Here is a 13,323-nt window from a genome sequence, read left to right on the forward strand (position 1 = left end):
ATAAATTGATCAGGAAAGTTGAAAGCGAAGAATATATCGATGCCATGCTCGCTGCCATGCGGGCCGGAACAGAAAAGATATGCGCCTTTTACGAGCACAGGATCGGCCTGGTCTGCACCGACCCCAGGCTGATGCTCATGCCCTGGGACGACCATCTGGTCCACCGGGGAGACGGGGTGTTCGAGACGATCAAATTCGTCGACGGAAAGATGTATCAGCTTGATCCGCACATGCGCAGGATTAAACGCTCGGCCGAGGCAATCTACCTTGAACCGCCCTGCCGGTGGGACGAACTGCCCGGCATAATCATGCAGGTGGCCGCAGCTTCCGGGGTGGAAACCGGGCTGGTGCGTGTCCTCCTGGGCCGGGGATGCGGAGGGTTCGGAATTGATGCTTCGGAATGCCCGGTTCCCTCGCTCTACATAGTAGTCTACAAGTACGAGCCGAAACCGGAATCATGGTATGAAAAAGGACTGACAGCCTTCCAGACATCCATCCCGGCCAAGCAGCCATACCTTGCGACCATAAAATCCATAGACTACCTGCCCAATGTGCTCATGAGACGGGAAGCCGCGGAAAAGGGATTCGACATTCCCTTATGCTTCGACAAAATGGGTTTCCTGGCCGAAGGGGCCACGGTAAGCGCCTGCATAGTGGACGGCAAGGGGACAATACTGGTCCCGCAGTTCACCAACGCACTGGCCGGAACTTCCCTTGTACGAGCCCTGCAACTCATCGCCGATGAAGCCGAAATAGACTACCGGGCAATTTCCGAAGGCGATATACTGCTGGCCAAGGAAGTCATCGTCTGCGGGACTTCCATTGATGCGGCAGGCATCGTTCGCTACAACAAAAAGCCTGTCCACGATGTGCGTCCCGGACCTATCTCCAGACGCATGCGCCAACTGCTCAGGGAAGACCTGCAGAAAAACGGCACACCGATCAAATAAGAATATTCCATCCTGAAGGCGGACAGAGTCCGTCTTCAGGTTGTGCCATCAGTCAAGGTCTCTGCATCCCCGGTAATGCAGGCACGGCAACCCGCCTGGACAGCCTGCTGCCCCTCAGTCACAGCTCCTTCTGCAAGGAACTGCCTCACATTGGTTTTATTCAGCGTACTTGTCTTTCATGGCCGTCTTGTCCGCAGAGAAACTACTGGTGTCAGATTCTCCAGCCGGCATAAATGTTTTCCTGTTCGCACAAGCTGAACCGGACTCGCATTTTTTCACTTATTCGTTTATATATTCACGTAGTTCTTGTTATGCTATTGTCCAAAGGTAGCGTTAATCAAAAGGACATGATTAACAGGCAAACCGTGCACCCATAAAACAGGCAAAGATTCAAGCATGTTCTCACAGGATCAGGAAAAGCAGTATCGAATTCTTTTGGACGAGGCCAGGCAATATCTCGCCATCGTCCGGAATGGGCAGGTATGTCTGTGTACCGCAGAGCTTGCCGCGTTGCTGGAATGCTCCCGAGAGGAACTGATTTCCAAAGACCTATGCGCACATATTCACCCGGACCACGCAAAGCAGGTAGACCAGTACCATTCAAATCTGACCTCCGGACTTGGTACGCCGGAAGGATTAGAATTAAAGGCCGTCACCGAAACAGGGCGCATACTGTGGCTTGGACTGTCCGGGATACGGATCAATTGGGAAGGATCACCTGCAACACTCGATTTCTTTACGGATATAACGGAGCGCAAAAATACAGAATCAAAAACGGATGAAGAGCGGGACAGGCTGGCGCTGGCACTTGATATCGCCGATATGGGTGTTTGGGAATGGAGGGCGGACAGAAATGAAATGTATCTGAATGCCACTATATTTACCATGCTTGGCTATGATCCGGACGAACTTCCCCACACACCTGAAACAATGAAGAAGCTTCTCCACCCCGAGGACCTGCCGGGAACGGAAAAAAAGATTCTGCAGCACATTGAGCACGGTAACGCGTTCGATCTGCAGTTTCGCATGCGAAGCAAGCTCGGCAGCTACCGGTGGATAAATTCCAAATGCAAAGTCTTACGCACCGCTGAAGACGGGCAGGTCATCCGGATGATTGGCACACATCAGGATGTCACAGAAGCACATGAAGCACGAAGCGCCCTTAAAGAAAGCCAGGAGCGTTACAAAGCACTGAATGAAGCGACATCCGGCGGCATCATTATCCACGACCAGGGAACAATTATCGATACCAACCACAGGCTTTCTGAAATATCAGGATATTCACAGGAAGAACTACATGGCATGGACGGTCTTTTGCTGGTATCCCCGGGTTCGCGCAACGAGGTCATGCAGAGAGTCCTTTCAGGTTATGAAAAACCATACGAAGTAATGGGGCTGCGTAAAAACGGTGAGGAATATCCATTGCAGGTCGAAGCGCGAAATATTTTCTATAAAGACAAGCAACTTCGCGTAGTTGAATTTCGCGATATAACAGAGAGCCGTCAGGCCCAAAAGGAAAAATTCCGCCTCAGAACTCAGCTGGATGCATTATGGCAGATTTCGCGCATGGTCGAGGCCGAGTATTCCGAGCTCAATAATCTGATGTTGCGTGAGGCACAGGCCATGACTTCCAGTGAGTACTCTTTCATAGGATTAATGGATGACTCGCTGAAAACCCTGTCACTGCAGGCATGGTCCCCGGACGTTGCGGAAGGCTGTGCAATAAGTGATACACAGGCCCTGTTTTCAATCCACGAAGGCAGTATATGGTCCACGGTACTGCGTGAACGCCGTTACTGCATCATCAACGATTATGAAAAAACCGAAAAGACCAGCCGGGAATTGCCGCAGGGCCATGTTCCGATTAAACGCGTACTGGTTATCCCCATCATCCGTAATGATAAAGTTGCAGCGCTGGCAGCAGTGGCCAATAAAAAAGAAGAATATACTGAAGAGGATGCTTTCCAGCTTACAGCATATGTGTCTAATGTTTTGATTCTGCTGGAAAAACGTCGAACGGAGAAAGCTCTCCGGTCCAGCGAAAAGAAACTTGAAATGGCACTGGAAATAGCTGTTATGGGCCAGTGGGAACTGGACCTGCGCACAAATATTTTTACGCTCAATAACAAATTTTACCTTATATACGGGACCAGCAGCGAACAGGAAGGCGGCCTGACCATGTCCACGGAGGATTATGCCCGCAATTTCGTACATCCGGATGACATGGAAATGGTCTTCTCAACCATCATAGATATTTTTCAACGTAAATATGACAGCACGCCCGCCCAGATTGAACACCGCATTATTCGTCGTGATGGAGAGGTCAGGCACATTCTGGTCCGTTTTACAGTCATAAAAAACAAGTCCAACGAACTGACAAGCGCCCTCGGCGTTAATCAGGATATAACCCGCTATAAAAAAACTCTGGCAGAACTGCACAAACAGCAAAGACGACTCGCGGATATTATCCGGGGCACAAATACCGGAACCTGGGAATGGAATGTCCAGACAGGCGAAACTATTTTCAATGAACGCTGGGCCCAAATGATCGGCTATGAGCTGGACGAACTATTGCCTACGACCATTGATAAGTGGACCGAGATTTGCCATCCCGAGGACATAACACTTGTACGCAACTTACTGGAAAAGCATTTCAACGGCACACTTGAGTATTACGAATGTGAAGCCCGAATCAAACACAAAAACGGTGACTGGATATGGGTGCTGGACCGTGGCAAGGTTGCCAGTTGGACCGAGGACGGAAAGCCACTGCTAATGTCCGGAACACGGCAGGACATCACCGAGAAAAAACGGGTCGAGGAGGAAATCCTTCACCTGGCCAACCACGACACCCTGACAGGTCTGCCGACCCTTCGTCTGGTAAAGGATCGCATCGGACTCGCATTTTCAATCGCCAGAAGAAAAAAACAACTATCCGCCGTATGCTTCGTCGATCTGGACGGTTTTAAAAATGTGAATGATACACTGGGGCACGATGCCGGCGACGCCCTGCTCAAGGAAGTAGCTCTGCGGCTGAAATCATGCGTACGGGAAATCGACACCGTGGCACGCATCGGCGGGGACGAATTCCTTGTTGTCCTCACGGAACTCAAATCACGGGATGATGCAGGATTGGTGGCAGAAAAAATAGTAAAAACCATAGGAACTCCATGGCAGTATGGTGGCACTGAAATCTGCATAGGAGCAAGTGTCGGCATCTCCATCTGCGGGGAATGCAAAGGCGCGGAGGATGTTGAAAGCGTAATCAAACAGGCCGACAGCGCTATGTACAGAATCAAGAAGTCAGGTAAAAACGGGTACGGTTTCGCCGATGAATGCATTATCTGATGTGTGCGCGTATAAATAACCTGTAGAATAATTCTCTAAAAAACAAAGAAAAGCCCCCCTTGCCGTATCTAGAATACGGCAAGGGGGGGCTTTTTCAGAAATGCAGTGGGCACTTTGGGTTTCTTTGGCTGACAAAAATATTCCGGGAGACAGTTATTCTTTCCTGGATGTCAGCAGCATCAGTGACAGATAGTGTGTCTTTTCCGGGACATCGGCAATGTTATCGTACACAGCTTCGCCTTCCAGTCCCAACCGGGTATAAAACTTCACATCCATACCATCCAGTTCTTCCGCAGTCCTGCGCAGTTCCGGAAAATTGCGGTAGGCTTTGAGGATTACGGCATTGTCGACACTGTTCAGGGTTTCCCGGAACATTTCAGGATCGGCTACCCCGGAAGTGAGCAGCAGGTTCTGACCGGACTCGACCAGCACCTGCCGGGACTTGGCCGCAGCAGCCTGATAGGAAGTTATGCCCGGCACAACCTCGAATTCCACTTCAGGATAAAGCCTGTTCATGGTCTGCATCATGTATCCGAATGTCGAATAGATGAGCGGGTCGCCAAGTGTCAGAAAGGCCCCGGTCCTGCCCTCGGCAAGGAGTTCAAGCGCGATTTCGCAGTTCTTCTCCCAAGCGGCCTGCAGCACGGCCTTATCACGGGTCATGGGATATCCGAGTCGCACAACTTCACAATCATCACGAATGAATTCGGATGCTATTTTAAGTGAATGCGAAAAATCGTTTTTGGAAGACGATGCGGCAAAGACAACATCGACCTCTTTCAATATGTTCACGGCCCGAACTGTAAGCAGGTCCGAGTCGCCGGGGCCGACCCCGATTCCGTATATTTTACATGAATTCGACATTTATTTCTCTTTTCCTTTAAACAAAAATTCGGCAAGAATTTCTACGGCATCGGCATTTCTGGGGCCGGGCCTTGAAAACATGGATTCATCCACCTGCAGGACTCTGTTTCCGGCAACAGCACGGAGCTTCATGAAATGCGGCCTGTCCGCAGGAGTTACCGGGGATGGATTCATTCTGCCGGTCTGGTAAACGTAGCAATCCGGATTGAGCCGGAACAATTCCTCTTCGCCCATGCGCACAATCTTCTTGCTGCCGTCGACGCAATTCCTGCCGCCGGACCTGTCTATGATGTCCGATACAATGGAACCTTTTCCGGCCGCCAGCAGGTTAGGATAGCGTACTTCGAAAAATACCGTGGGCCGGGTTGCGGTCGCGGATCGCATTTTCGCGGCCCGGTCCAGTTTTTCCTTCATTGAGTCGACAAGCGAATCCGCCCGGCCGGGTTCCCCGGTAAGCGAGCCTATCCTTGCTATAACCGAAAAAAGGTCCTCAAAAGATGAAACCTTGAACATGGCGCAGGGAATTCCTCTTTTGCGCAAAGGCTCAAGCGCGGCGGCGGCCTGCGGTCTTCCGGCCATCTGGAGGATGAGATCCGGCTTCAGGGCCACGATCAGTTCCGGGTTTGGCCGCATATGGGTACCGATCGAGGGCAGCTTCACGATGCTCGCAGGATAGTGATCGGCGGCGGTACGGGCCACCAGTCTGTCGCCAAGATTCATGGCGCACAGTATTTCATTGAATGATCCATACAGGGCAACTATGCGCTTGGCGGGTCTCTTAAGTACCACCTGCTGCCCAAAATCGTCCGTTACAGTTATTTGTGCCCGTGCCGGGCATGCGGCCGCCAGAAAGCTAATCGCGGCCAGGAGAAAAAAGCACCTGCGGAACACCGAGTTCGGGGTGCTCCACAATAGTGACCGATGCGTTGTAGACATTTGAAATATTCTCTCCGTTGATGACTTCCGAGGGCGGACCGTCAAGAACCACCCGGCCATCGTTTAGGAAAATCAGCCGGTCAAAGTACAGGGCCGCCAGATTGAGGTCGTGGATAACACAGATAACCGTGGCGCCATCGCGGTTGAGCGAGCGCAGCATATCGAATAGCTCTATCTTTCCGGCAACATCGATTCCCGATGCAGCCTCGTCAAGCACCATTATTCCGGCCTGCTGGGCGATGGTTCTGGCCATCAGCACCCGCTGGAATTCCCCGCCGGATAGACCGGACACGGGACGATGCTTAAGATGAGCTATGCCGACCCTCTCCATGGCTCTGTCGCAGATGGCGCAGTCATCCTCATCATAACCGAAGAACCCTGCGGAACGCGCATAGCGGCCCATCATGACCATGGATTTGACACTTAGCCCGAACGCCGGTTCCACTTTCTGCGGGAGTACGGCCATAAGCTCGGCCAACCTGCGCGGTCTGTAGCTGCGTACATCCTTTCCCTCGACCTCCACCGCACCGGACAACGGCGCAAGCACACCGGAAACAGCGGACACAAGGGTGGTCTTGCCGCTTCCGTTGGGACCGAGAACAGCGCTCATGGACCCTGCCGGAAAATCGAGGCTGATGCCGTGCAGCACCTCGCGCCCGGAATACCCGGCCCTTAGATCACGCACGCCGATCATTGCCCGCCCTCCCGGAAACCGGACCGCAGCACCAGGCAGAAGAAAGGTCCGCCGAGCAGGGCTGTGACCACGCCGACAGGAAGTTCCTCCCCACCCGGAAGCAGGGAACGGGCAATTACATCGGACCAGACCAGAAGCAATCCTCCCAGCAGGGACGCTGAAAGCAGCAGAGGCCGGTGTTCCGCGCCCTGAAACATGCGCACCAGATGCGGCACGATAAGCCCTACGAAACCGATGATCCCGGAAACGGCCACAGCCGCACCGGTCAGCAACCCCGAACCGATGAGCAGAACAGCGCGAACCCGCGATACGTCCATGCCCAGATGGCGGGCCTGATTTTCGCCCAGCGAAAGGATATCCAGTTCGCGTGAATAATAGATCAGCGCAATCATTCCGGCGGCAAAATACGGCAAGAACAGGCTCAGGTGTTCCCACCCGCGGCCCTGAAAACTACCCATTATCCAGAAAACGATAGAGCTTACAGACTCCTCGTCCAGTGATTTAAGCAGGGAGATCAGAGCGGAAAGGAAGGTCGCCACGACAATACCGGCCAGCACCATGGTTTCGCGGCGCAATCTTCCTCCGATGCGTCCAAGCACCAGCACCGCTCCCAGAGCGGCCATGGCCCCGACAAGGGCGGCTATGGGCAGGAACAGGTTTCCGAATCTCTGCCAGAGTCCGGCACCGAGCATGGTTGATCCGGCGAAAATCGCCAGACTTGCACCGAAAGCCGCACCGCTGCTTACCCCCAGAGTGAAGGGATCGGCCAGCGGGTTGCGCAGGATGCCCTGATAGACTGTACCCGCAGCGGCAAGGGACATGCCCACCAGAAAGGACAGGCAGACCCGGCTGAAACGCAGGTCCAGCACTATGAATGATACAGCTGAATCCGAATTCCCTGCACTTAAACCGATTGCCGAAGCAAAAATATCCAGAACCTGTCGCGGCCCGACATCATATGCGCCGAAAAGACAGGCGGCGAAGATCGAAGCCGGAACAAGAATGGTCAGCAGGACCATTGCCTGTTTCCGTCTCCGTGCGGATATATCCGCCTGCACCGCCTGTCCCATAAGTGCTGACTAGTTGTTCCCGAGGTGCTTGTAAGCGACCTTGAGATGATCCATCCAGATATCCAGAACAGCGGGATACTCAGCAGTACCCTTGAGTACAGGCACGCATTTGAATCCGGCCTTGGTCAGTTCGGACTTCCAGGAATCGGGCTCATCTCCGGCCATATCGTTACGGGCATGGTCGCCGGCAACAGACATGTAAGGCATGAGATATACTTTTTTGACCTTGCGTTTCTTGAGCATGGCCTTCACATCGTCAAGAGTTGGTGTCCCTTCGACAGTACCCACAATGATGTTCGGGTCGGCCTTGGAAAAGTAATACTGTGAAGCGGGATAATAAATGTTTGCGGGATGAGGTGTTCCGTGGCCCATAAGCACTACAGCGTCTTTTTTGGTGCGTTCTTTGGGAATGCTGCTCAGCACGGCGGCAACGGTTTTCTGCATATCATCGTTGGAATAGAGCAGCGGTTTACCCACTACCACTTTGGTCATGCCCTTGGGCATTCCCTCGAATTTCTCCACGGTTTCCAGAATACCGCAGTATTCCTCGCCGGGAATGGTGTGCAGCGACTGTACCGCAACATGGGTGAACCCTTCATCCATCATCTTGGACATGGCGCTCACCGGGGAATCGATAAGTTTACCTTCCTTGGCGAGTTTATGACGGATTATGGCCGAGGAGTATGCCCAGCGGACCGGAACATCGGGGAAAGCCTTTTTGACGGCCTTGTCGATAGCATCAAAAGAAGCCTGAGCCTGAGGCATGCTGGAACCGAAAGCAACCAGCAGGATACCCTTCTTGACCGGAGCGGCATCTCCGTGTCCGGCAAAAGCAAATGACGGCAGGGCCAACAGAAGAACGAGAACAAGAGCGGGGAGAATTCTGAATCTGTCCCCAAAACGATACTGCATAACAGTCTCCTGAATTTGGGGGGCTTAATAAATGGAACGGCAGCGCACTCCCCGAGGAGTACGGCCTGTTTGACGGATAAAAGCCCCGTTACCCGGCAAAATGGTAATTATAGTGCCAGGGCAGGTCTTCCGACTCGTCCCATCCTTACCCGGCCTTCCCGAAAAAATTCAGTGGCACGCAGAACCGGCTGCAAACCGGTCCACGGGGCAGGACTAAACAGGACTCACGGCGGCGGGTCCGTTCCCGATTCACACGGGATTCCCTATCAAGCTCGCAGGAGCACCTCAGGCAAAAGCTTGATATTATGTATATGGTATTGCTGTCAACAAACGGTTTGAATGTGACTTGGGAGCCCTCCGGGGGCCATACGGAAACCCAAAAATCAGGACAGAATTATTCCGCCGCCGAGCACGGCTCCGTCCTCGGTATAAACGGCTATGATCTGCCCCGGTGTCGGCTTTGAATGCGGTTCCAGAAAAGCGAAATTTACGCGGGCACCCTTCATTACCGCCCGTGCGGGTTTGGAACGCTGCCGGTAGCGGGTCTGGACGTAAATTTCTTCAGGCCACTGCCCGAACTCGACCAGAAAATTGAACTGCCCCGCTAAGCAGCCGTCGGAGGCAAGTTCCGGGCGCGGTCCGACTATCAGCTGATTGCGCTTCAGGTCCTTGTCCAGCACATAGAGGGGTTCCTTCCAGGCTATGCCCAACCCTTTGCGCTGCCCCTGCGTGTATCTCCACAATCCCTTGTGACTCCCCAGCACTTCTCCGGAGGACAGAACCACCTTGCCGGGTCCCGGCAGCTTCACACCCCTGTCGATAAGAAAGCTGCGGTAATCATCATCCGGGACAAAACATATTTCCTGACTTTCCGAGGGCAGGGGAATTTCGACACCCCTTTCGGCAAGTTCGGCGTAGGTCCGGTCCTTGTTGTGTTCTCCGAGCGGGAAAACTCCGTCCATCAGGAATTTGCGGGGAACAAGCGAGAGAAAATAGCTCTGATCCTTGCCCGGATCGGCCCCTCTGGCCAGCACGCTGCCGAGTTCATCGTGTACGGCCATGCGTACATAATGGCCGGTGCCCAGAAGCTCGGCGCCCAGATTACGGGCGGCGGTCCACAGAACGCCGAATTTGATTTCCGGATTGCACAGGGCACAGGGATTCGGGGTGTTGCCCTTTAGGTACTCACGCACAAAGGGCTCTATCACCATCCGATCGAAATCACGGGTGAGGTCGAATACGTGCAGTTCGACTCCAAGCTCCGCACAACGCTTTTCAAGCCCGGAGACTGCGGCAGCGGATTTTTCCCTGCCCAGAAAACAACCGTGCACGGCCAGCACATCCGCCCCGCTCTCCTTGAGCAGAACAAGGGAAAGCAGGCTGTCCGCCCCGCCGCTCACGGCCATGGCGACCTTTCGCCCTGCCGCGACTTCTCTCAATTCAGGATAAATGAGACCTGATCCCATCCGGATCTCCGCCTGCCGACTCCTGCGGGATACAGGCTTTACCGACAGGTTGGCTGAAGTTTCACGGCCCCCAGCCGGACGCCCCGAAAGGCAGCCGGAGGCCGATTTTAATTGAATAAACTATTTTTTGATGCGCTTCGCGCTTTTGATAATTTGATTTCGCCTCTGGCAGCCAAAGGCCCACTAGCCCTTAGGCGAGAAGCTATGCTTCGAGTCTTAGGGATATGGAGAGCAGAGATGGATAATCCCCTTTGGAATCCCTAGTTGTTTAAAGTTATAGTTGTAAAAACAACCTGTTAAACCAACTATTTTTGTTAAGCGAAAGCAATCATCATAATAACAATATGGCTTTAATCAATGCTTCCTAAAAAACCGATTTAAACAGCAGAAAAAACAAGTCCTTCGTCGCTCACATCAATATTGACCGTCTGACCTTCACGCAGTTCTCCGCCGATGATCTTCTTGGCCAGCGGGGTTTCCACATGCGCCTGAATGTAGCGGCGCAGCGGTCTTGCCCCGTAGACCGGGTCGTAGGCGGCATGGGCGATAAAGGCCTTGGCCGCATCGGAGACTTCCATGAACATCTTCTGTTCTTCCAGACGGCCGCGCAGCCCGGCCAGTTGCAGATCCACAATCCTGACGAGATCGGTTTCCTGCAGCGGCTTGAAAAGCACGGTTTCGTCAACACGGTTCAGGAATTCGGGTCTGAAATGTCCGCGCAGGACGTTCATGACACTTTCCTGAACACCGGACCGGAACTCCCCGGCCTTGTCGATTCCTTCCAGCATGAGCTGGGAACCGAGGTTCGAGGTCATGATGATGATCGTGTTCTTGCAGTCCACGGTACGACCCTGCGAATCCGTTATCCTGCCGTCATCCAGAATCTGGAGCAGCACGTTGAACACATCGCTGTGGGCCTTCTCGATTTCATCAAAGAGCACTACCGAATACGGCTTGCGCCTGATGGCCTCGGTGAGCTGTCCGCCTTCGTCATAACCGATGTACCCCGGAGGGGCTCCGATGAGTCTGGCTACCGCATGTTTTTCCATGTACTCGGACATGTCCATGCGCACGATGTTTTCTTCGCTGTCGAAGAGAGCTTCCGCAAGGGCCTTGCACAGCTCGGTCTTGCCCACCCCGGTGGGGCCGAGGAAGATGAACGAACCGATGGGCCTCGACGGGTCTTTCAGCCCGGCACGCGCACGCAGCACGGCTTCGGAAACAGCGCGGACCGCATCGTCCTGACCGATAACCCTGCCGTGCAGGATCTCTTCGAGGCGCAGCAGCTTTTCGCGCTCGCCCTCGACCAGCCTCTTGACCGGGATACCGGTCCAGCGGGCGATGATTCCGGCAATGTCGTCAGGCCCCACAAACTCCTTGAGCAGCCGCACGCTGTCGGCAGCGGTTTCGGGGTCACCTTCTATGTCTTGCTCGATGGCGGCCAGCTGTTTTTCAAGCCCCGGCATGGTGGAATACTTCAATTCCGCAGCGCGGTTGAGATCCCCGTGCCTCTGGGCCTCGTCAATGTCGATCCTAGTCTTTTCGATCTGCGCCTTGAGGTCGCGGATGGTGTCGATGGACCCTTTTTCCTTTTCCCACTGCTCCATAAGCTCGGACTGCCTGATCTTCAACTCGGTCAGGGAGTCCTCCAGCTTGGAGAGACGTTCGCGGGAAGCTGAATCCTCTTCACGCCTGAGGGCCTCGCGTTCAATTTCCATCTGCAGGATCTGGCGGTTGATCTTGTCCAGCTCGTAAGGCTGGGAATCAATCTCGGTCCTGATCATGGCCGCAGCTTCATCGATAAGGTCGATGGCCTTGTCAGGAAGCTGGCGGTCGGTGATGTACCTGTTGGAAAGAGTCGCAGCTTCCACCAGAGCAGCATCGCTGATGCGAACCCCGTGATGGACCTCGAACCGTTCCTTGAGACCACGCAGAATGGAAATGGTATCCTCAACCGTGGGCTCTTCCACCAGAATGGTCTGGAAACGCCTTTCAAGAGCCGGGTCCTTTTCAATATATTTACGGTACTCGTCGGTGGTCGTGGCACCTATGCAGTGCAGTTCACCACGGGCCAGCATGGGCTTGAGCAGGTTACCGGCATCCATTGCGCCGTCGGTCTTGCCTGCGCCCACGATGGTGTGGATTTCATCAATGAAAATGATGATCCGCCCTTCTGATTCCTGAACTTCCTTGAGTACGGCCTTGAGCCTTTCCTCGAATTCACCACGGTACTTAGCACCGGCAATAAGGGCGCCCATGTCCAGCATGAACACGGTCTTGTCCTTCAGACCTTCAGGCACGTCCTGCTTGACTATGCGCTGGGCCAGCCCTTCGATGATCGCGGTCTTGCCGACCCCGGCCTCACCGATGAGAATAGGGTTGTTTTTGGTCCGGCGCGAAAGTATACGGATGACCCTGCGTATTTCGGAATCACGGCCGATGACCGGGTCCACCTTGCCCTTGCGGGCCTCTTCCACAAGGTCACGACCGTATTTCTTGAGCGCATCGTAGGTTGCTTCCGGGTTATCGGTGGTCACGCGCTGGTTGCCACGGATAGAGGTCATGGCTTCCAGCACCTTGTCCTTGGTGAGGTTGAAGGACTTGTTGACCCGCCCGGCACCGGTGGAACCGTGCTCATCCATAATAGCGAGGAACAGGTGTTCCACGCTGATGAACTCGTCCTGCATGCGCTTGGCCACGGACTCGGCCTCGACCATCACCCGGTTGAGCCGCTGGGTGACGAAGACCTGCCCCGGCTGCGCACCGGGTCCGCTTACGCTGGGCAGCCTGTCTATCTCCCTTTCCACAGCTGATTTGTAGGCTGCGGGATCAATGGAGCTTTTTTCGAGAATTTTTGCGACGATGCCGTTCTCCTGCTCCACCAGAGCAAGAAGAAGGTGTTCCACGTCTATCTGCTGCTGTCCGTTTTTGACAGCAATGGATTGTGCTTCGGCAATAGCGTCGTTGGTTTTCTTTGTGAATTTGTTCGGATCCATATAGAGTCTCCTTTTATTTTATGTAGTTGACTCGCATTCAAGATTCACAACTCACATTCAGGCCGCTTCGGCTCTGAAATCCGGACG

Annotated in this window: 9 protein-coding genes and 1 riboswitch; of the genes, 2 read left to right on the forward strand and 7 right to left on the reverse strand. The window is 53.8% G+C overall.

What is annotated here, in order from left to right; all coding sequences use genetic code 11:
- Positions 1-5: 5 nt before the first annotated feature.
- Together ACKU4E_RS09160 and ACKU4E_RS09165 are read left to right on the forward strand one after the other, a co-directional pair.
- Positions 6-950, forward strand: coding sequence for an aminotransferase class IV (locus ACKU4E_RS09160; RefSeq protein ID WP_320170769.1), 945 nt, complete (start codon positions 6-8; stop codon positions 948-950).
- Between the two features lie 396 nt (positions 951-1,346).
- Positions 1,347-4,298: a PAS domain-containing protein gene (locus ACKU4E_RS09165; protein ID WP_320170770.1), complete on the forward strand. Its 2,952-nt coding sequence runs from the start codon at positions 1,347-1,349 to the stop codon at positions 4,296-4,298.
- Positions 4,299-4,451: 153 nt separating this feature from the next.
- Here ACKU4E_RS09165 and cobI read toward each other — a convergent pair whose 3' ends face one another.
- From cobI to clpB, 7 genes are all read right to left on the reverse strand, one after another.
- Positions 4,452-5,162, reverse strand: coding sequence for a precorrin-2 C(20)-methyltransferase (gene cobI, locus ACKU4E_RS09170; protein WP_320170771.1), 711 nt, complete (start codon positions 5,160-5,162; stop codon positions 4,452-4,454).
- Positions 5,163-5,951: an ABC transporter substrate-binding protein gene (locus tag ACKU4E_RS09175; protein ID WP_320170772.1), complete on the reverse strand. Its 789-nt coding sequence runs from the start codon at positions 5,949-5,951 to the stop codon at positions 5,163-5,165.
- A gap of 64 nt (positions 5,952-6,015) precedes the next feature.
- Positions 6,016-6,792, reverse strand: coding sequence for an ABC transporter ATP-binding protein (locus ACKU4E_RS09180; protein ID WP_320170773.1), 777 nt, complete (start codon positions 6,790-6,792; stop codon positions 6,016-6,018).
- Positions 6,789-7,811: an iron ABC transporter permease gene (locus ACKU4E_RS09185; RefSeq protein WP_320170774.1), complete on the reverse strand. Its 1,023-nt coding sequence runs from the start codon at positions 7,809-7,811 to the stop codon at positions 6,789-6,791. Before ACKU4E_RS09185 ends, ACKU4E_RS09180 begins: the two co-directional genes overlap by 4 nt.
- Before the next feature lie 60 nt (positions 7,812-7,871).
- Positions 7,872-8,774: a sirohydrochlorin cobaltochelatase gene (locus ACKU4E_RS09190; protein WP_320170775.1), complete on the reverse strand. Its 903-nt coding sequence runs from the start codon at positions 8,772-8,774 to the stop codon at positions 7,872-7,874.
- Between the two features lie 101 nt (positions 8,775-8,875).
- Positions 8,876-9,077: riboswitch (cobalamin riboswitch) on the reverse strand.
- A gap of 80 nt (positions 9,078-9,157) precedes the next feature.
- On the reverse strand, positions 9,158-10,240 hold the full coding sequence (gene mnmA, locus ACKU4E_RS09195) for a tRNA 2-thiouridine(34) synthase MnmA (RefSeq protein WP_320170776.1): 1,083 nt from the start codon (positions 10,238-10,240) through the stop codon (positions 9,158-9,160).
- Positions 10,241-10,617: 377 nt separating this feature from the next.
- Positions 10,618-13,236 carry an ATP-dependent chaperone ClpB gene (gene clpB, locus ACKU4E_RS09200; protein WP_320170777.1) on the reverse strand — a complete coding sequence of 873 codons (2,619 nt, stop codon included), beginning with the start codon at positions 13,234-13,236 and terminating at the stop codon, positions 10,618-10,620.
- Positions 13,237-13,323 lie beyond the last annotated feature (87 nt).

Source organism: Maridesulfovibrio sp. (genome assembly GCF_963677005.1).
In the GTDB taxonomy this organism is placed as follows: Bacteria; Desulfobacterota; Desulfovibrionia; order Desulfovibrionales; family Desulfovibrionaceae; genus Maridesulfovibrio.